Source organism: Motiliproteus sediminis, assembly GCF_017912535.1.
GTDB lineage: Bacteria > Pseudomonadota > Gammaproteobacteria > Pseudomonadales > Balneatricaceae > Motiliproteus > Motiliproteus sediminis.
This window is the reverse complement of the sequence record NZ_JAERQK010000003.1, coordinates 1-19625: the sequence shown is the minus strand read 5'-3', so window position 1 is coordinate 19625 and position 19625 is coordinate 1. Positions and strand designations below refer to the sequence as shown.

General features: G+C 59.2%; 15 protein-coding genes, 1 tRNA gene and 1 rRNA gene. 10 read left to right on the top strand and 7 right to left on the bottom strand.

Features of this window, described 5'->3' with window-relative positions:
• Window positions 1–7: 7 nt before the first annotated feature.
• From lhgO to JJQ76_RS18210, 5 genes are all read right to left on the bottom strand, one after another.
• A complete protein-coding gene (gene lhgO, locus JJQ76_RS06935; RefSeq protein WP_210396023.1) occupies window positions 8–1252 on the bottom strand; it encodes an L-2-hydroxyglutarate oxidase in 1245 nt (414 codons plus the stop codon).
• Entirely contained in the window at window positions 1249–3408 is a 2160-nt protein-coding gene (locus tag JJQ76_RS06930; protein ID WP_210396021.1) for a TRAP transporter permease, read from the bottom strand. Before JJQ76_RS06930 ends, lhgO begins: the two co-directional genes overlap by 4 nt.
• Window positions 3409–3492: 84 nt before the next feature.
• Entirely contained in the window at window positions 3493–4518 is a 1026-nt protein-coding gene (locus tag JJQ76_RS06925) for a TAXI family TRAP transporter solute-binding subunit (RefSeq protein WP_210396019.1), read from the bottom strand.
• Window positions 4519–4847: 329 nt separating this feature from the next.
• Window positions 4848–6212, bottom strand: coding sequence for a sigma-54-dependent transcriptional regulator (locus JJQ76_RS06920; RefSeq protein ID WP_210396017.1), 1365 nt, complete (start codon window positions 6210–6212; stop codon window positions 4848–4850).
• Window positions 6209–8362 carry a sensor histidine kinase gene (locus JJQ76_RS18210; RefSeq protein ID WP_210396015.1) on the bottom strand — a complete coding sequence of 718 codons (2154 nt, stop codon included), beginning with the start codon at window positions 8360–8362 and terminating at the stop codon, window positions 6209–6211. Before JJQ76_RS18210 ends, JJQ76_RS06920 begins: the two co-directional genes overlap by 4 nt.
• A gap of 129 nt (window positions 8363–8491) precedes the next feature.
• Between JJQ76_RS18210 and JJQ76_RS06910 the strand changes: the two genes are divergently transcribed.
• The 3 genes from JJQ76_RS06910 (at window position 8492) to JJQ76_RS06900 (ending at window position 10181) form a co-directional block, all read left to right on the top strand.
• Window positions 8492–8575, top strand: a tRNA-Tyr gene (locus tag JJQ76_RS06910).
• Between the two features lie 125 nt (window positions 8576–8700).
• Entirely contained in the window at window positions 8701–9273 is a 573-nt protein-coding gene (locus tag JJQ76_RS06905; protein ID WP_210396013.1) for a LemA family protein, read from the top strand.
• Window positions 9270–10181 (top strand): GIDE domain-containing protein, encoded by a 912-nt coding sequence (locus JJQ76_RS06900; RefSeq protein ID WP_210396011.1) that lies wholly within the window; start codon window positions 9270–9272, stop codon window positions 10179–10181. Before JJQ76_RS06905 ends, JJQ76_RS06900 begins: the two co-directional genes overlap by 4 nt.
• Here the strand turns inward: JJQ76_RS06900 and JJQ76_RS06895 are convergent.
• Window positions 10178–10720, bottom strand: a complete 543-nt coding sequence (locus JJQ76_RS06895; RefSeq protein WP_210396009.1) for a pyridoxamine 5'-phosphate oxidase family protein — start codon at window positions 10718–10720, stop codon at window positions 10178–10180. The genes JJQ76_RS06900 and JJQ76_RS06895 overlap by 4 nt on opposite strands.
• A 200-nt stretch (window positions 10721–10920) precedes the next feature.
• Between JJQ76_RS06895 and JJQ76_RS06890 the strand changes: the two genes are divergently transcribed.
• The 7 genes from JJQ76_RS06890 to JJQ76_RS06860 all read left to right on the top strand — a co-directional run bounded on the left by JJQ76_RS06890 (window position 10921) and on the right by JJQ76_RS06860 (window position 19325).
• Window positions 10921–11328: a hypothetical protein gene (locus JJQ76_RS06890; RefSeq protein WP_210396007.1), complete on the top strand. Its 408-nt coding sequence runs from the start codon at window positions 10921–10923 to the stop codon at window positions 11326–11328.
• Window positions 11329–11396: 68 nt separating this feature from the next.
• Window positions 11397–12242 (top strand): 3-deoxy-8-phosphooctulonate synthase, encoded by an 846-nt coding sequence (gene kdsA / locus JJQ76_RS06885; protein ID WP_210396005.1) that lies wholly within the window; start codon window positions 11397–11399, stop codon window positions 12240–12242.
• Between the two features lie 83 nt (window positions 12243–12325).
• Window positions 12326–14410: an SUMF1/EgtB/PvdO family nonheme iron enzyme gene (locus JJQ76_RS06880; protein WP_210396003.1), complete on the top strand. Its 2085-nt coding sequence runs from the start codon at window positions 12326–12328 to the stop codon at window positions 14408–14410.
• 50 nt (window positions 14411–14460) lie between these two features.
• Window positions 14461–15663, top strand: coding sequence for an MFS transporter (locus tag JJQ76_RS06875; RefSeq protein ID WP_246480447.1), 1203 nt, complete (start codon window positions 14461–14463; stop codon window positions 15661–15663).
• Window positions 15664–15793: 130 nt separating this feature from the next.
• The gene (locus tag JJQ76_RS06870; RefSeq protein ID WP_210395997.1) at window positions 15794–16774 is read left to right on the top strand and encodes a malate dehydrogenase; all 981 of its coding nucleotides are present in this window, start codon (window positions 15794–15796) and stop codon (window positions 16772–16774) included.
• 134 nt (window positions 16775–16908) lie between these two features.
• Window positions 16909–18222 carry a TAXI family TRAP transporter solute-binding subunit gene (locus tag JJQ76_RS06865; RefSeq protein ID WP_210395996.1) on the top strand — a complete coding sequence of 438 codons (1314 nt, stop codon included), beginning with the start codon at window positions 16909–16911 and terminating at the stop codon, window positions 18220–18222.
• 2 nt (window positions 18223–18224) lie between these two features.
• Window positions 18225–19325 (top strand): ankyrin repeat domain-containing protein, encoded by a 1101-nt coding sequence (locus JJQ76_RS06860; protein ID WP_210395995.1) that lies wholly within the window; start codon window positions 18225–18227, stop codon window positions 19323–19325.
• 217 nt (window positions 19326–19542) lie between these two features.
• Here the strand turns inward: JJQ76_RS06860 and rrf are convergent.
• Window positions 19543–19625, bottom strand: a 5S ribosomal RNA gene (gene rrf / locus JJQ76_RS06855); the annotation flags it as partial.

Here is a 19625-nt window from a genome sequence, read left to right as displayed (position 1 = left end):
TACTCCTTTATCTCAGCGTAGCGGCTTCGGACGCCTCGCGCGCCTGCGCCAGTTTGGCGCTCAGTTTATCGACGATATAGTTGCCGATCGGCAGTGCCGAGGTGGCCGCCGGCGACGGCGCATTGCAAACATGCAGCGAACGCGGGCTTTCGGCAAACAGAAAGTCGTGCACCAGGGTACCGTCTCGCAGTACCGCCTGGGCCCTGATCCCTGCGGGATAGGGCTCAAGGTCCGTCAACCGCAGCTGCGGACAGTACTTCTGCACCCGGCGCAGGTAGCCGCGCTTCCACCAGGAATCGCGGGTCTCCTTGAGCCCGGTGCCCAAATGGCTGAATAGGACACGCCAGAAGCCGGGGAACCGCACCATCTCAGCCACGTCACGCAAACTGATGTTGATCCGACCGTAACCTTCTCGTTTCCAGCCTTGCACGGCATTGGGGCCAACGGTAACCGAGCCGTCGATCATGCGGGTCAAATGGACGCCCAGGAACGGCAACTCCGGGTCGGGAATCGGGTAGATCAGGTGCTTGACGATCTGGTTATGACGGGCCGGCAGCCGGTAGTACTCGCCGCGGAACGGCACGATCTGAAACTCGGTTTCGATGCCCAGCATGCGGGTGGTGCGATCGGCCATCAGCCCCGAGCAGGCGATCAGATAACGGGCCGAGTAACTACCGCCGGAGGTGGTCGCCACGATCCGGTCTGTCCGTTCCTGCAAGGCGCGGACTTCGGTGTTCAGCCGGGTGATGCCGCCCAGTTGCCGGAACCGCTCCGCCAGCGCATCGCAGACCCGCGCATAATCAACGATCCCGGTACTGGGCACCCGGATCGCGCCGACGCCGGCAATGTTCGGCTCCAATTGATGGAGCTGCCCGGCATCCAGCCATTCCACCTCGATCTTGTTCTGCTGGCAGCGCTGATACAGCGCCTGCATGCGCTCGAACTCCTTGGCGTCGGTGGCCACCAGCAGTTTGCCGCACTGCTGATAGGGGATACCGTTGTCGTCGCAGAAACGGATCGTTGCTGCCACCCCTTCGCGGCAGAAGCGGGCTTTCAGGCTACCCGGCGCATAGTAGACGCCGGCATGAATCACACCACTGTTGTGGCCAGTCTGGTGCGCAGCGAAGCGCCCCTCCTTCTCCACCAGCAGGATGCGCCGGTCCGGAAACCGCTGCTGCAGTTGCCATGCGGTCGACAGACCAACGATGCCACCGCCGATGATCAGATAGTCGAACAGGGTGCTGGAGCTCATGCAGTCGCTTCCCGGTCAGGCATTTGCCGGCGACTGTAAGCAAACAGCAGCACGAACACGACCAGTGCTGCCAGATTGGCCCACAGCAGGTGATGCGGCCACAGCAGCACCGTGCCGCTGGCCAAAGCCACCACCCGCAACGGCCTGTTCAGCGGCCCTTCCAGGTAGCCCTCCATGAAACCTGCCAGCGCGTAGATCCCAAACAGCGCAAATACAAAGATCGTCAGCACCTCGGTAACATCACCACCGATAAAGGGCGTGTAGGCAAACAGCAGCGGCACAATATAGAGCCCCTTGGCCAGCTTCCAGGCAGTAAAACCGGTGGCCATGGGCGGGGTACGGGCAATCGCCGCCGCAGCGAAGGCCGTCAGGCAGACCGGCGGGGTTACGTTGCTATCCTGGGACAGCCAGAAGATGATCATATGCGCCGACAGCAGCGCCATCGCCAACACAGAAGGGTCAACCGCCTGTTCCAGCAGGGTGCTCTTGAAATCAGCCGGCACCAGTGCCAGCAACGCCTGCGCCTCGGCGGCGCTCATGGGTGCGGCCAGTTGGGTCAGGCTGCCGGGATCAGCCAGCATAAAGATCGCCCGCGCTGTCTCCGGTAGCGTCCCGTCCACCAGCAATTGCAACAGTTGCGCTTCACTGATCAAGCCGTAAAGTGCTGGCGCCGATAGCGTACCAAGCACAATGTACGCCGCCGTCACCGGTAGCCCCATACCCAGCACCAGCGAAGCCACCGCCACCAACACCAGCGTAATCAGCAGGCTGCCGCCGGCCCAGTTGTTGATCATCAGCGAAAAGGTGTTACCGATACCGGTGGTGGAGATCACGTTAACGATCAGACCGATCGCCACCAACAGTACCGCCGTGGTCGCCATGTTACGCGACCCCTGCGCCAGCGCGTCGAGCACATCGCGAACGCCCATCGGTTTGCTCGACAGCCAGGATGCCACTACTACCGAGATAATACTGATCCCCGCCGCATAAGTGGGGGTAAAGCCATAGATCAGCAGTCCCACCAGCACCGCCAGCGGCAGCAGATAGTGCCAGCCACCGCGCAGCACCTCACCGATGGGACGGCTGTTCAACTCGATCGCTTGCGCATGACTACGTTGCGCTTCAATACGCACAAAAAACGTCACCGACAAGAAGTAGAGCAGTGCCGGTAATGCAGCCCAGGCAATGATCTCAACGTACGGAATCTGGGTATAGGAGGCCATGATAAAAGCACCGGCGCCCATCACCGGCGGCATCAGTTGGCCACCGGTGGACGCGGCCGCCTCCACTCCGGCGGCAAAGCGCGGTGGGAAACCGGCTTTGCGCATCAGCGGGATGGTGATCACCCCGGTTGAGACCGTGTTAGCCACTGACGACCCGGATACCGAGCCCATCAGGCCGGAGCCAAAAACCGCCACAAAGCCGGGGCCACCAACGAAGCGTCCGGCCGCACACTGCGACAGCTCAACGATAAAGTCGCCGGCGCCGGAGCGCACCAGAAAGGCACCGAACAGGATAAACATGAACACATAGGTCCAGGAGATGCGGGCGATGGAACCGAACATCCCCTCGCCACTGAAGTAACTGCGAAACAGCAGGGTTTCAAAACTGAGACCGGGGAAGTTAAATACCCCCTCCAGGTACTTGCCCCACCAGAACACGTAGGTCAACGCCACCACTATCAACGCTGGAATAAACCAGCCGGTGGTGCGGCGGGTCAGCTCCAGTGCCACCGCAATCGCCACCAACGCCATGATCCAGTCACTGGTGATGAAATGCACCCCGCGGTCATAGAGGGCGTTCTCGAACAGCATCAGATAAGCCGCTGCAGCAACCGCCAGCAGCCCGACCAACAGGTCAGCGGCCAGCACCAGGCGCGAGCTAACCTGCCCTTTGCGCATCGGAATCATCAGCGCACACATCAGCCCGAAGCCGCCAAAATGAATCGCTGATACCCACAGCTCCGAAAGGGTACCCAGGGTATTGAAATAGATATGGGCGAGCGCGAACAGAACCCCGAACAGATACAGCGCGCGTCCGACCAGGCCCTCTTCGTTGCGCTGGGTCAGTTCGAAGCTTTGCAGCTGTTGCTCGGTTTGCGGATCCAGAGCCGCCGCGTTCGTGTCGTCGGCTGTGGACCGTTGTTGCTCAGACATAATGCCACCGTCATGAGTCAGATTGGGCAGAATGGCCCCGCGTCCGCCTGGCGGACGCGGGGATGGCTGCGTTGATCGGCGCAGTTACTCGACGATCAGGTGGGCCGGGATCTGCATCCCCTGCTCACGATAGAAACGCGCCGCACCAGGGTGCAGCGGTACCGGCAGGCCATCAATTGCCTTTTGCAGGCTCATTGCTTTGGTGGCTTTGTGGATGCCGTTGAGGAACGGCAGATTCTCGTAGATGGTTTTGGTGATTTTGTAGACATCCTCTTCCGGCAGATCGTCACGCACGGCGAGGAAGTTCGGCTGGGCGATGGTATTGATCGCCTGCGCCTGTCCCGGATAGGTGTTGGCCGGGATCACGTAGCGGGTCCACAGCTTCATTTTGCCGTTGGCACGTGCCACCTGCTCATCGGTAAAGTCCAGCACCCGCATCTTGTCGCCGAGCGCCGCGTAAGCACGGGTAACAGCGCTGACCGGCACGCCGGCCGGGGTATTCATGCCGTCAACCGTACCGTTCTGCAACGCATCGGCACTGGGACCGTAGCCCATGTAGGCCAGATCGAAGCTGTCAGGGTCGATGCCCAGTCCTTTCATGATCTGACGGCCCGAACCTTCGGTGCCGGAGTTGCGCTTGCCGATGGAGAATTTACGCCCGTCCAACCCCTTGAGGTCATCGATAGTGCCGGTTTTCGCCAGTTCGCTGCGCACCGCGAAGTGTTCGACGTTTTGCCACAGCATGCTGACCGAACGCAGTTTTTTCTGCGGACCACTCTCTTTGAAACCGCCTTCACCGTCCCAGGCCCAGGCGCCATAAAGGCCCTGCATGATCGCCAGCTGCGCTTCGTTCTCGCGCAACAGTTTGACGTTTTCCGCAGAACCTGCGGAGCTGATGGCCGACATGCTGATCTTGTCCTTGGGCTCCAGCTTGACCTTGGTCAGGGTCGCCAGCGCAACGCCCACCGGGTAGTAAGTACCGCCGGTGGAGGCGGTTGCCAGAATATAGGAGCTGTCGGCCATGGCAGGTTGCACGCTGAACCCAGCGGCGCTGCCCAGAGTGAGAGCCAGGCCCAGGCCTTTAATGAAACGACGCTTACTTGCTTGCATATCAGTATCCTCGTATCGAGTTTTATTGTTATGGCGTACTGATCAGAGCTATAGCAAGCCGGGTGCCAACACTAAAAAACCTGATAAGAGATTGTTTTTATTAAAACTGGAAAGAGCTTACACACCCCATGCGCAAGATTATGCCGAAGGTTCTCGGGAGCTATCGGCAAAAAATGGCTTATCGCCCCACCGCTGTTACCAAACCACCCAACCGAGGCCACCCAAACGCCGCTCCGTCTCCTGTCACCCTGGTCATCGGCGATTTTTTGCCTGTTTGGAGCACCGGCGGCGAGCGAGTGCGCAGCCACCGGGGCGTGCACCGCCAAGCGTCAATCGGTAAAGTCGCCGCGCTGGATACCGTACTTCTGCATCTTTTGATTCAGGGTGCGGCGCGGCAGGTCAAGCTCGTCCAGCACCGCCTGCACATTACCCTGATGCCGCTGCAACGAGCTTTTGATCACCTGCACTTCGAACGCCTGCAGCTGATCGGACAACGACGCGCCGGTCAGGTTGTTCACCGGTGCGCTGGGCGGCGGAGCCAACCCCAACAGGTCGTTCAGGCCCGCAGCGGCATCGAGGCTGTAACGCAGCGCTACGTTGCGTAACTCGCGCACGTTGCCGGGCCAGTGATAGCGCTCCAGCGTGCGGCGCTCATATTCCGACAGCCGGCGCGGCTCCCGCTGATGTTCCCGGGCACTCTCGGCAACCCAGTGATCAAACAGCAGCGGAATATCCTCACGCCGCTCACGTAGGGCGGGAATGCGGATCTCACCCAGATTGAGGCGGTAATAGAGGTCCTGACGAAAGGCGTCGTTACCCCGTAGCTCCATCTTGGTTGCGGCCAGCACCCGCACATCAACAGCGTGGACGCGATTATCCCCCAGCCGTTCGACGACGCCCTCCTGCAGGGTGCGCAATACCTTCACCTGCAGATTCAGCGGCATGCTTTCGATCTCGTCCATAAACAAGGTGCCGCCGTCGGCATACTCGTACTTGCCGATGCGGCGCTTGCTGGCTCCGGTAAACGCGCCCGCTTCGTGACCAAACAGCTCGCTCTCAAACAGGGATTCGGGAATCGCGCCGCAATTGAGTGGCACAAACGGCTGGCGGCGGCGATCGCTGAGCTGGTGCAAGCAGGTGGCCACCAGCTCTTTACCGCTACCGGTCTCTCCATGGATGATCAGGTTGGCATCAATGGCGGCCAGACGCTCGATATCGGCTCGCAGGCGCACCATCGCCGGCGACACGCCGATCAAGCGGTTCTCTAATCCGCCGCGTGCACTGAGGCGCGCCTGCAACCGCAGGTTTTCCAAGGTCAAGCGGCGCTTCTCCAGCGCGCGGTTTATCCGCTCGATCAGGCGCTCCGGGTTGTAGGGTTTTTCAATAAAGTCGTACGCACCATCGCGCAATGTCGCCACTGCCATGTCGACGCTGCCGTGTCCGGTGATCAGGATCACCGGCAGTTCCGGCGCTATGGCCAGCACCGCCTGCAGCAACTGCTGACCGTCGAGGTGCGGCATGCGCACATCACTGATCAGAATCCCCGGGTAGTCCGGAGTGATCCGCTCCGGGATCTGCCGCGGGTCGGCAAAGGCTTCCACCTCAAAGCCCGCCAGCTGCAGCCATTCGCTGGCCGCCTCACGGACCTCCGCATCATCATCCACCAGCAGAATATGGCCACGCCCGGTTATCATTGATCACTCCCATTCAAGTCGGATTGCGCCGGATATAACGGCAGATCGATAGTGAAGCAGGCCCCCTGCGGGTGGTTTTCTGCCCGGATCTGACCATCCAGGTCGCGCACGATACCGTAACTTATCGATAACCCCAGTCCCAGGCCCTCACCCACATCCTTGGTGGTAAAGAAAGGGTCAAACAGGTGCTCCAGTACCTCCTCACTGAGCCCCGCTCCCTGATCATAAATCGCAATCTGGCCCCGCCCAGCAGTGCCTTCCAGCCGCAGCGTCAACTGTCCACCGGGGTTGTCCGCCATCGCATCCAGGGCGTTGCGGACCAGGTTGACCAGCACCTGCTCCACCCGCGGCTCGTCGGCATAGAGGGTTAAATCAGCCTCACCCTGCCACAACACGCTAACCCGCCCGGAGCGCAGCCGCTCCTGCATCAGTTCCAGTACCTGCTTTAATACCTTGCGCGCGGATACCGCCTCAAACCGGTCAACCCGCTTATGGGCGAACACTTTCAGCTGGCCACTGATCGTGGCCATCCGCTCGGTCATCGCGGCGATCCGCTCCAGCTGGCGCTCGACCTGTTCGCCAGCACCACGCTGCAACAGCAGGCGGGTGCTGGACAGCGACGTCTGAATCGCCGTCAACGGCTGATTGAGTTCATGGGCAATCGCCGCCGACATGGTACCGAGCGATGCCAGCTTACTCTGCTGGATCAGCTCTTTCTGCGCTTCGCGCAAGGCCGCGGTCCGCTCCTGAACCCGCTGTTCCAGCACGTCGTTGGCACGTTGTAGCGCCTGCTCAGCCCGTTTGCGCCGGCTGATATCGACTACCGTGACCAGGTACCCGTCGCCATCCTCCCAGGCCAGGGGATTAATCGACAGCAGCGCGGGAAACTCGCTACCGTCACCACGTAACGCCCGCCCCTCAACCGCCTTGACCGCTCGCGGCGCGTCGTCTGCATCCAGAGTATTGAAAAAGCTGCGCAGCGATTCCGGGCCATCGGCCGTGGCCAGCAACGCCGTCACCGGCCGACCCTCAATCAGATTGCCATGCACCCCGAACTGGGTCATCGCTTCCGGATTGATGCTCCGTACCCGACCGCGCTGATCGAGGGTGATCAGCCCGACCTGAGTGCTACCGATGATCGCCCGTTGCTGCGCCTCATTGCGCAGACGCAAGGCGTCCGCTTCCGCATGCAGGCGGTTCTTCAGCAACCGTTCACGCAGTAACAAAGCCAGCAGACAGAACGCCAGCCCACCGCCCAGACAAAATAGCACCAGCGAGCGCTGACTCCGCAACAATGGGCCGAGGTCAGTCAGCAGGTGCACCTGCCACTCAAGGTCGTCAAGCCACACCGACTGCATCAGGTAGGTCGGTCCTGCCGGGCTATCGAGCAGCACCACCCGGGTGCCGTCCTGCAACTCGCGACGATGGCCACGCAGATCACTGCGACGCTCGGGACCGATTCGTACGCTGCGCCCCTCAAGAGGGAGAAGGTGATAGCGCCAGCCGTCACTATTGGTCAAAAACACCAAGGCGTCGCGATCACTGACCAGCACGGTCTCGTCGGTGGCGGTCCAACTCTGCTCCAGCCGCCCCAGATCAAGGGTCACCAACCCCACGCCGGCCAGCCCGCCGCGACCGTAGATGGGTGCCGACAACAGGTAGATCGGCAGCCCATTTACGCCCCGAGCCTCGAAATAGCCGCCGCGTTCACCCTGAATCGCCTGCTCGAAGAACTGCGCGCCGGGGTAAAATGCTTCTCGTCCATTACGCCGTTCGCGCCAGTCGCTGCTGGCGACGATCCGCGCCTGCAGATCAAGCACCTCCCAGCGACGTGTAGCTGCCACTTGATTGATCTGTTCCAAAAACAGATCAACGGGTTTGGAATCTGCCGTTTGCGGCGACTCCAGCAGGTGGATCACGTCGGGATTCTGGGCCAGCGCAAACGGCATGGCACGGGTACGATTGAGATTGCGTCGCATCCCGGAGATATGAAACAACAGTCGGTTTTCACCCGCTTGATGCAGTTGCTGCAAACCACGGTCATAGCGGTAGCGCTCCACCTGCCAGGTGACGGCCAGCGTTAGCAGTACCAGCAGGCCGAAGATGGTGAGCGCTTTGAGCTGAGGTAACGAGTCAAGCCAACGGGTCACGCACGCTCCGAGTAACAGAAAGATGGCTTGTCAGTAAAGCGGGCTTGCGCCAACAAAGCAATCTCGCCCACGTTGGCACCGTCGAGGCACTTTACAACCGTGGGCATCCTTTCTACCATGGGCGCCCCCGGTGAGGTTCCCGAGTGGCCAAAGGGATCAGACTGTAAATCTGACGCGCGAGCTTCGGTGGTTCGAATCCACCCCTCACCACCAGCTTTTCTATCCACCTTCATCGTCATTGAACCCCGCTCCGAGCACAGGCCTGACCTGTGTCACTGGATGCTGTTCCCGCATCAGGTTAGATTATGGCCTTCACGGAACGACGACGGAGCAGCCCCATGGATATCTCTACGCTGGTGATTCTCGCCACCCTTGCAGTTGTAGTGGTGTACTTCATCACCATCTACAACGCGCTGGTTCAGCTCAAGCATAACGTTTCCAAAGCTTGGGCCAACATCGACGTGCTGCTCAAGCAACGGCACGATGAACTGCCCAAGCTGGTGGAAACCTGCAAGCAGTACATGGGCTACGAGAAAGACGCACTGGAAGCGATCATCAAGGCGCGTTCGGCAGTGTCTGACGCCCGCCAGTCCGCCGACATGAAAGCATTGGGAGCAGCGGAAACCCAGCTGCGAATCGGTCTGGGTAACCTGTTTGCACTGGCCGAAGATTACCCGGACCTGAAAGCCAATGACTCGTTCCAGCACCTGCAGAGTCGCATCACCGGGCTGGAGCAGGATATCGCCGACCGCCGCGAGTTTTACAACGAATCGGTCAATCTGCTGAATGTGCGTATCGAACAGTTCCCGGACGTGATCGTGGCCCGGAAAATGGGCTTCCGGGCAGCCGACCTGCTGGAGTTCAGTGAAGCGGAGAAAGCAGACGTTGATATGAAAGCGCTGTTTTCATGAACGCTCTCGCATCTTGGAAGGCGTCACTCAGTAGCGGCGAGCTGACGGCAGCCATGGTGATCAGTGCCATTGTGGCGCTGGTGCTGCTGTTTATGGCGTTCTACTACCTAAAGCGCGCGCGGATTATTGAAGATACCCCCACCTCCAAAATTCGCTCGGCCGCCCAGGGCTATGTGGAACTGGTCGGCCCGGTCATCGGTGGCGAGGCCGGCGAACTGGTGGCGCCACTGTCCCAGTATTCCTGCGTCTGGTACCGCTACAAAGTCCAGCGCTATCGGGAATCGGGTAAGAAAGGCAGTTGGCAAACCGTACGCCAGGGAACCAGCGATGCCTGGTTCCAGATCAACGATGGCACTGGCACCTGTGTGGTCGATCCCGACAGCGCCGATGTGATCACCGAGCATAAGCGCACCTGGTATGGCCACGACGCCATTCCCGCTTTCAGTACCAACAGCAGTTTTTTCTCCACCTTTACCAACGATCGTTACCGCTATATTGAAGAACTGATCATGCCCCACGAAACCATCTACGCGCTGGGCAATTTTCATACAGTCGGCGGAGGCCGCAATCTGCCGACCACGCAACAACAGGTTGGCGAAGTCATCCGCCACTGGAAGCAGGATTACAACGCGCTGCTACAACGGTTTGACGCCGATGGCGACGGAAAAATCGATATGCAGGAGTGGGACGCCGTCCGCCGGGCGGCGGAACGCGAGGCGGACAAACAGCGGGACAAACTAGCCAAGACACCAGCGGTCAACGTACTCAGCCGCATGCCCGACCGCCGCTATCCCTTTATCCTGTCGACCCATAGCCAAAAACGCCTGGCCAAGCGTTTTCGCCTGTTCAGCACCGGCATGGCGGTGTTGACCGCAGCAGCGACCGGATTCCTGTTTTACCTGTTCTAATCGGGATCAGTCGCAGGGCGCAGGGGACCGCTCGCCAGCCATCCCCCCTGCTGCGGGGCTATCGCATACGCCCGCCCGAAACCGACAACATAACGTCCGGCCACCGGCGTCAGCTGCAGCAGGCGGAAATCCGCCAACCCGCGCAGTACCGCCACGGTTTCACCAAAGCGTTGCTGCAATTGGATTAGCCGCTGCTCATACAACCCGCTGCTACGGTTAACCGCGGCCACCTTACAGCGCATCGTCAACCGACGCCGGGCAAAGGGATTGCGGGCCTTTACCTCCTCTTCGATCCACAACAGCTCCGCCTGTTGCTGCTGCAGCAACGCGGCCGTATGCGCGGCCAGATCACTGACCAGCAGAAAATAGTGGCGCTGGTCGTCGCGCACGCAGGGTGCGTATCCCATCACCGGATACCCATCGTTCCCCACCGCCCCCAGCAGTACCGAGTTAAAACGATCGGCAAACTCTCCCGCTTCCTTGGCCACAGCGGCAAGATCCTGCCCCTGCCCGGGGGCTGATTCACTATCGGCGCTCACCGAACTCTCCTCCTGTTTGATTGATGATCCGCCTGCCAACGCGCGGTCTGGCGGTTACAGCAAAAACTAATGCGCACGGTCGGGATTTTTTCCACATTGGAACTGTTGTTGCTTATACCACCCATAGAAAAACCTTATTCGGTGCTTCCGCTGGCCGATAACCCGATCAAGACGCCAATCCACTGTACGAGGATAGGGCCGTGAAACAACACACTCAACTGATCGACCACCCTCCCCAAGCGGTTATCTGCCTGACCCCTTGCTTACAGGATCCGGTATCGGCTGCGGAACAAACCTATGGCGGACTACGCTGCCGTTGGTGCATACCCCATCGCCCAGGCAGCCTGGTCGAAGTCACGATTTCAGCCTTTCAGCAGCAAACCAGCGCCTTGGCCTTGGTCGTCGAGTGCGAACTGGATGACGACGGCTACCGGTTCGAACTTCACTTTCTGGACCAGCAGCAGGCCTTTGCCGTCCGCATGATGGAGCAGCTCTGCCATATCAACAGCTACAGCCGCCTCGTCAGCCGCACCGAAGGGCGCCAGCTCGGCGGTAACGCGGCCGCGCTGGAGTGGATCGATCGTTTCGCTGAACAATTTCCCGCCTGAACTATCCCCCCCCGTCACGGTTGGTATAATGCGGACTTCAACATCCGTTAGCCCCAGCGAGACACCAGATGACCCAGAACACCGTCAATGTCGGCTCCCTCGAAATCGCCAACAACCGTCCGTTTGCACTATTCGGTGGCATGAATGTGCTGGAATCGCGGGATATGGCCTTGCGCGTTGCCGAACACTACGTTGAGGTAACCCAACGCCTGGCAATACCCTACGTGTTCAAAGCCTCGTTCGACAAAGCTAACCGCTCCTCCATTTCCTCATTCAGGGGCCCCGGGCTCGATGAAGGGCTTAAATTGCTGCAGGAGATCAAGCAAACCTTTAAGGTACCGGTCATCACCGACATTCACGAGCCCTGTCAGGCTGCCCCCGCCGCAGAAGTTGCCGATATCCTGCAACTGCCCGCGTTTCTCTCTCGCCAGACAGATCTGGTGGTGGCCATGGCCCGAACCGGCGCCGCCATCAATATCAAAAAGGCGCAGTTCCTGGCACCGCAAGAGATGCGCCACATTCTCACCAAGTGCGAGCAGGCCGGCAACAATCGCCTGATGCTGTGTGAGCGCGGCAGTAGCTTCGGCTATAACAATCTGGTGGTCGATATGCTGGCGTTTTCGGTGATGAAGGAGTTCGGATATCCGGTAATATTCGATGCCACCCATGCGCTGCAGATGCCGGGGGGCCGGGCCGACTCCGCTGACGGCCGCCGCGCCCTGGCCACCGAGCTGGCGCGCGCCGGCATGTCGCAGGGAATTGCGGGCCTATTCCTTGAAGCACACCCAGATCCGGATCAGGCCAAGTGTGACGGTCCCTGTGCCCTGCCGCTGGACAAACTGGAACCATACCTGCAACAGATGAAGGCGGTGGATGAGCTGGTGAAATCCTTTGCACCGCTGATGACGGTTTAATTGCCCCCTTTCCATAGCGTTGGGCGCGGGTAAGCTACTATTAAGCCAATCGATTTGGCTCGGCCACGGAGAGCACTTGTTACATGACGGACGCAGTCACGCTTGATTTCTCGATGTTAAAAAAAGGGTTGGTCATTGGGCCCGAACACCGCCAGTTCCGCCTGATAAAACCGGTAAGTAACAGCCCCATCGGCCAAGTCTGGCACGCCGACGACCTGTCGACGGCCACCGAGAGCACCCGCGCCGAAAAAGCCGCGTTGGAGATCGTCAACCCGAAGCTACTTCAAGACGATCACACCCTGAACGCATTCAAGGCTCTGGTTACCCAGTGCAAGCAACTCAAACACAAGCATATCGCCAAGACCTATGGCTACTTTCAGAGCCGCGAAGGGTGGTTGTTCGTTGCGATGGAGCCGGTCACAACCCGCAGTCTTGCCCGCATCCTGATGGAAGACGGCTACCAGCAGCTGAGTGTAGAGAAGTCACGAATCATTCTGAGCCAGATTGCGCAGGCGATTGACTACGCGACCACACAGAAAATAAGTCACGGTGACCTGACGCCCTGGAACGTGATCATCACCCACGATAGCGGGGTCAAACTGGTTAACTTTGCCTTCCGCCAGCCGCTGTTGCAGAAAATACAGGCTGACGGCCACCGAATTCTTAACAGCGAATTTCACGCGCCGGAATCTTTTATCAGCGTACCGCTACCCACCACGGTAGATATTTACGCCTTTGCCTGTATAGCGTACCAGCTGTTCAGCGGATTCCCCCCCTTCCCGCCCGAACTGCCGGTGGACGACCGCGAGGCAGATACCCTGCCTGCACCTAAAAAGATGTCCGAAGAGCAGTGGCAAACCCTACGCCCGGCGCTGAGTGCCAGCCCCGGCGACCGCCCCCTGAGTGCGGTTGAACTGACCAATGCGCTGTTCCCTTCCAAACCGGTTACGCCGGTGGCAACGGGTAACCGGCCAGAACCGGAGGAACCCGACACCAGCGAACGGGCAGAGGCTGTTCCGGAGTCCGTGTTACGCGCCTCCGCGCCCCGGGAACCTGCCGCCAGCGGAGCCTCAAGGATGCTGATCACCGCCAGCACCATGTTCGCCCTCGGACTGGTCATCGGCTATCTGGTGGCCACCAACCAATATCGCAGCCATGACGAGCAGCTGCTTAAGGCTCTGGGGGCCATCCATAACCTGACGGCGCAACCACCGACACCGGAAAATAAAGTGGCGCTGAACCGCTACTTTGCCGAGCTCAAAAGTCTGACCGATGACGCCCAACTAGTGCAGGCGCTGGGCAAGCAGGTGGAGGGCTACAAGGTCCGTCTCTCGCGCGATCGGGTCGAAGATCAGCAAGTGCCAGGAAGCCCGGCAGACGTAGCCACCGATCACCAGTACCAGCAGGAACAGCAGGCCTCGGCGTTTCTACCAGGTGCCGTGTTCAAAGACGAAATCATGCCAGAAGTGTTTGGCCCCAACATGGTGGTTCTGCCTGCCGGCACCTACCTGATGGGCGATCAGGACCGCAACGGCGACGACAATGAACAACCGGTGCACCCGGTCAAGATCAGCAAGCCGTTTGCGCTCTCTCAGCACGAAGTGACCTTCGCCGACTACGACCTGTTCGCACTCTCCACGGATCGCCCGCTTCCAGATGATGAGGGCTGGGGGCGTGGAAACCGGCCGGTGATCAACATCAGCTGGAACGATGCCAATGCCTATACCTATTGGTTGCGCAAGCAGACAGGTCTCGACTATCGACTCCCCACCGAGGCAGAGTGGGAGTATGCAGCAAGAGCTGGCACCGATACGCCGTTCTGGTGGGGCGAAGATGTAGGCCGCGGCAACGCCAACTGTGACGAATGCGGCAGTCTCTGGGACGGCAAAAAATCGGCTCCGGTGGGGTCTTTCAAGCCCAATCCCTTCGGCCTCTATGACATGAACGGCAACGTCTACGAGTGGGTATCCGACTGCTATAACGAAAACTACATTCAGGCGCCATCCGACGGTTCCAGCTGGGACGTCGGGCTCTGCAACCTGCGGGTCATGCGTGGCGGCTCCTGGTATGACATCGGCCGGTTGATCCGTTCCGCCAGCCGCTACCGCCATCCGCCCAATGCCAGCCGCAACACCTGGGGCTTCCGTCTGGCTCTTGATCTCAAGTAATCCCCGTCCATCCTGGCCCAGGGCCGGGATGGTACTTGCCGGCACGCGCGATGATGCCTCCTGATGCCATGCCCAAGACGCCCGAGCGATTCTTGACCCTGATGGCGGTCGCAGCCACCATCGCCTTTGCCACCTGGCAGACGCTGCTGAACAATTTCGCCATTGAGCACGCCGCGTTCACAGGTGCGGAGATTGGCATTCTGCAAAGCCTGAGGGAAGTGCCGGGGTTCCTCGCCTTCACCGCGGTATTTCTACTGCTGATTCTGCTGGAGCAAACCCTGGCCTTGCTGGCGCTGGCAACCCTGGCAGTGGGAGTAGCCATCACCGGCATGCTACCTACCACCTACGGGCTATATGCCACCACAGTACTGATGTCGATCGGTTTCCACTATTACGAGACCCTGCAATCATCACTGACCTTGCAGTGGCTGCCCAAGCAGCATACGGCGGTATTTATGGGGCGGGTTATCGCCGCCAAAGCGGCGGCTTCATTGTCAACCTTCGCCACCATCTGGCTGCTGTTCGAACTGTTCGAGGTGGCCTATCACTGGATCTACCTGCTTGCTGGCAGTATCAGTTGCACCCTTGTGTTTTATCTTTGGCGTGCGTTTCCGCGTTTTACTCAACCCGCCGTCCAGCACCGTAAGCTCCTGCTGCGCCGGCGTTACTGGCTCTATTATGCGCTGACATTCATGAGCGGCGCGCGCCGCCAGATTTTTATCGTGTTCGCCGGTTTTCTGATGGTGGAGAAGTTTCATTACTCAGTCGCCGCTATCAGCCTCCTGTTTCTGGCCAACCAGGCACTGAACCTGCTGCTGGCGCCGCGGCTGGGGAGGCTGGTTCAGCGACTGGGCGAGCGGCGCGCGCTAATGCTCGAATACAGCGGTTTGATCGCTGTATTCAGTGGTTACGCATTGGCAAACAGTGCCGAAACCGCTGCTGTACTGTATGTCATTGACAACCTGTTCTTCGTCATGGCCATCGCCATGAAAACCTATTTTCAGAAGATCGCCGACCCGCAAGATATCGCTGCTACCGCAGGAGTCAGTTTCACTATCAACCACATTGCGGCGGTCGTTATCCCGGTCCTTTTTGGCTTGATCTGGCTGCAGTCCCCGGCGACCGTTTTCCTCTGCGGGGCGTTTATGGCCGCGATCTCGCTACTGTTGAGCTTCAACATTCCCCTTCGCCCGGCGCCGGGAAACGAAGCACTTGTCGGCCGTTTCGAGGCACCGCCGGCTTCCTCTACCTGACTACACCATTGGTAGTAAGGCCCCACTCTGGTCGTGGCTTCGGCTTTGGCAATACTGCTATAATCGCGCCACGTTTTTTTGGGGCCGGACCTCTCCGTGCTCTTAACATTCAACGCAAAGGGGATATTCCATGAAACAACCTGTTCGCGTCGCAGTCACCGGTGCTGCTGGTCAGATCAGCTACTCTCTGTTGATTCGCATCGCTTCCGGCCAGATGCTGGGCAACGATCAGCCTGTTATCCTGCAACTGCTGGAGATCACGCCTGCTCTGGACGCGCTGAAAGGCGTTGCCATGGAACTCGAAGATTGCGCGTTCCCTCTGCTCCAAGGCATCGTCATGAGCGACGACGCCAATGTTGCGTTCAAAGATGCTGACTACGCGCTGCTGGTTGGTGCTCGTCCCCGAGGCCCGGGCATGGAACGCAAGGACCTGCTGGAAGCCAACGCAGCGATCTTCTCCGTACAGGGCAAGGCGTTGAACGACCACGCCAGCCGTGACGTTAAAGTTCTGGTTGTCGGCAACCCCGCCAACACCAACGCCCTGATTGCGCAGCAGAACGCTCCGGACCTGGATCCCAAGCAGTTCACTGCTATGACTCGTCTGGACCACAACCGTGCTGCAGCCCAGCTGGCCAACAAGACCGGCAAGCACGTCACCGACGTCAAGAAAGTCACCATCTGGGGTAACCACTCTGCTACCCAGTACCCGGACATCAGCAACACCACCGTTGCCGGTGAAGCCGCTACCGGTCTGGTTGAAGACAGCTGGTACAAAGAAACCTTTATCCCTGAAGTACAGCAGCGCGGCGCGGCGATCATCAAAGCTCGCGGTCTGTCTTCCGCAGCGTCTGCCGCCAACGCAGCAGTTGAGCACATGCGCGACTGGGCTCTGGGCACCGCAGAAGGCGATTGGGTCAGCATGGCGATCCCGTCCGATGGCAGCTACGGCATCGAAGAAGGGCTGATCTACTCCTACCCGGTCACCTGTAAAGGTGGCAAGTACGAAATCGTACAGGGACTGGAAATCAGCGACTTCAGCCGCGAGAAGATGACTGCGACCGAGCAGGAGCTGAAAGAAGAGCGTGACGGCGTTAAGCACCTGTTCTCCTAAGCGCTAATCAGCTTTGAAAAAGCCGCTCTCTGGAGCGGCTTTTTTTATCCTTGGTCGTAATGATCGCCATCAACGCTTGAGTTTGGCGACACAGCACTGATAATTCCCGTATCCATTTGTACGGGAAAGCTCACATGACCCTCAAAACATCAGCGCACAAAGAAAGCTGGATGGTTTACGGTGCTGGCGCGCTGATCGTAATCTTCGGCTTTGTACTCGCGTATCAGTTCGTTAAGCCTGCCCCGCCAGACCATATCCGCATCGCAACCGGAAGTGCGGGCAATGCCTATTATCAGTTCGCCACCGCCTATGCCGAGCAACTGGCGCAAGATCGCATATCTCTTGAAGTCATTGAAACCAGCGGCAGCCTGGCCAATCTAGGCCTGCTCAATAGCAATAAAGTGGAGATTGCCTTTGTACAAGGCGGGTTGGGCGATAGTGATGCCTTCCCGGGCCTGCTTTCTCTGGGCAGCATGTATTTCGAACCCTTGTGGGTGTTTGTCCGCAGTGAGCAGCAAACCGACCGCCTGACCAGCTTAAAGGGTTTACGCCTCGCCATCGGGCCTCAAGGTAGCGGTACCCGCGCCTTCGCGTTGCAACTACTCAAAGCCAACGGGATCGAGGCAACAAACACTCCTCTATTCGAACTGTCAGGACAACCCGCGGCGAAAGCTCTGCTCGCGGGTGAAATCGATGCGCTGTTTGCCGTCACCAGCCCCAAATCAGCGTTGATACGCCAACTACTGGAAAACGACCAGGTGCGTCCAGTCAGTTTTAGTCGCGCCCAAGCCTATGCACGGCGTTTTGATTTCCTCTCCGCACTGGAGCTACCGGAAGGATCTATCGATCTGGAACGCAACATTCCTCGGCGCGCGATCAAGCTTGTCGCCCCCGCAGCAACCTTGGTCACCAACGAGGAATTTCACCCCGCGCTCACCTCTTTGCTGCTCCAGGCAGCAGCAAAAACTCATGGGGGCCGAACCCTGTTCGCTAATCGCGGCGAGTTTCCCTCTCCGCAGTACGTTGATTTCCCCCTTAACGATGATGCCGAACGTTTTTATAAACGCGGCACGCCATTTTTACAGCGTTATCTTCCGTTCTGGGCCGCCAACCTGATCGACCGCCTGATCGTAATGATCCTGCCGCTGGTAACCTTGATGATTCCGTTGATGAAGATTCTGCCTCCTACCTACCGTTGGCGGGTTCGCTCGCGCATCTACCGCTGGTACGACCAGCTACGCGACCTCGATTTCCGGGTAAGCCAGGCCGCCACCCGAGAGCAGAGTCACCAGTTAGTGAGTGAACTGGACGAAATTGAGCAAGACGTGATGCACGTCACTGTGCCGAAATCCTATGCGGATGCACAATACAACCTGCGGCTTCACATCCGCCTGATTCGGGAACGACTGGATCGCCAACTCTACAAGCACGACGCCAACACTGTATAACGATGCATCTGCGAACTTTGCCGGTACTGATTCTGATTGGGGGACTTGCCACGCCCGCCTTTGCGCTCACGCCCTGCCGCATCGAAGGCAAAGTGATCTACACCCGAGAATGCATCCAACGTCAGCAGGGCGAAATTAGCGACGAACTGCATAACCAACAACAACGGGCCATCGCGACCACCGCTGCAGCGCCGACCACCGAGTCACACGCAGCACCCATTGATCCTGTAGCATCAACCGTTTCTACCCGTTCTTGCCCCACGAAAACCCTGCTGAAAGCGGTAGCGAACGATAACAGCGCGCCGCTGCTCAGCTGCGGAGACCCCAAGCAGCTGTTCGAGATCGCGACTGAGTCGGGAAGAACACTGATGCACCAGGCAGCCTTTCACGGCAGCGAACAGAGTCTGGCATACCTGCTTTCCAAACGAGCGCCGCTGGAAGCGAAGTCCAGTAGCGATCATGGTGCCACACCACTGCACCTTGCCGCTGAGCGCAATCAACAGCAACTGGTGCTGATGCTGCACCGGGCCGGCGCCAACTTGGAAGCCCGCGACTACCTGAAACGCACCGCTCTCCATCGGGCCAGTCGTGCCGGTTCGCTGCAGGCCTTGCGCACACTGATCCGCCTCCGAGCCGATGTCCATGCGGTGGATCGCACGTTACAGACACCACTGCTGTCTGCCAGCCGCTACCCCGGCAGTGCTGAGATTCTGAATGCGCTGCTTGATGCCGGCGCCGACGTCAACCGACGCGCTCGGGATGAGATGACTGCGCTGCACTACGCCATCACGACGGACACTCAGAACACCGTAGCCTTGGTCAACCACGGAATCGACCTTGACGCGCGTGACAGCCAAGGACGCACCGCCTTATTACTGGCCGCGCTTGCCGATATCGACGCGCACTGGCCACGAATAAAGCGGGTTGTTGAAGCCGGCGCCAACCTGAATGCAAAGGACAAGAACGGTAATACCCTGCTTAAAATCGCCTATCACCAACAGCACGAGCAACTGCTGAAACTACTCCTGCGTCACGGCGTGGATTCCCGCAATGTCACCACCATCATCCGCAACTACGAAAGCCGCAACGACAAAACCCTGTAAACTAAAAACTCACATAACGGGTAAAGCCGAACCGGGGAAACTCCCGGCCCGTTTACGATTGGGAAGCAGGTCAGTCCCTGCGAGGTTGTGACCTGCCCCCTCCCCGATTTCAGAACCACTCTCAGTTAGAAATTTCCGGCTCCATGCCGGACCGACACCAACCGTCAGCGATAAAAAAAGGCCCCAGTCGCATGACTGGGGCCTTCTCGTATTAGGCGCTTGGCGATGACCTACTCTCACATGGGGAAGCCCCACACTACCATCGGCGCTGAGTCGTTTCACTTCGGAGTTCGGTATGGG

Excerpts from the sequence above, each read along its gene's own strand:
- kdsA (WP_210396005.1), top strand. The coding sequence starts at position 11,397 with ATGACCCAGAACACCGTCAATGTCGGCTCCCTCGAAATCGCCAACAAC.
- JJQ76_RS06930 (WP_210396021.1), bottom strand. The coding sequence starts at position 3,408 with ATGTCTGAGCAACAACGGTCCACAGCCGACGACACGAACGCGGCGGCT.
- JJQ76_RS06865 (WP_210395996.1), top strand. The coding sequence starts at position 16,909 with ATGACCCTCAAAACATCAGCGCACAAAGAAAGCTGGATGGTTTACGGT.
- JJQ76_RS06905 (WP_210396013.1), top strand. The coding sequence starts at position 8,701 with ATGGATATCTCTACGCTGGTGATTCTCGCCACCCTTGCAGTTGTAGTG.
- JJQ76_RS06880 (WP_210396003.1), top strand. The coding sequence starts at position 12,326 with ATGACGGACGCAGTCACGCTTGATTTCTCGATGTTAAAAAAAGGGTTG.
- JJQ76_RS06920 (WP_210396017.1), bottom strand. The coding sequence starts at position 6,212 with ATGATAACCGGGCGTGGCCATATTCTGCTGGTGGATGATGATGCGGAG.
- JJQ76_RS06860 (WP_210395995.1), top strand. The coding sequence starts at position 18,225 with ATGCATCTGCGAACTTTGCCGGTACTGATTCTGATTGGGGGACTTGCC.
- lhgO (WP_210396023.1), bottom strand. The coding sequence starts at position 1,252 with ATGAGCTCCAGCACCCTGTTCGACTATCTGATCATCGGCGGTGGCATC.
- JJQ76_RS06870 (WP_210395997.1), top strand. The coding sequence starts at position 15,794 with ATGAAACAACCTGTTCGCGTCGCAGTCACCGGTGCTGCTGGTCAGATC.
- JJQ76_RS06875 (WP_246480447.1), top strand. The coding sequence starts at position 14,461 with ATGATGCCTCCTGATGCCATGCCCAAGACGCCCGAGCGATTCTTGACC.
- JJQ76_RS06925 (WP_210396019.1), bottom strand. The coding sequence starts at position 4,518 with ATGCAAGCAAGTAAGCGTCGTTTCATTAAAGGCCTGGGCCTGGCTCTC.
- JJQ76_RS06900 (WP_210396011.1), top strand. The coding sequence starts at position 9,270 with ATGAACGCTCTCGCATCTTGGAAGGCGTCACTCAGTAGCGGCGAGCTG.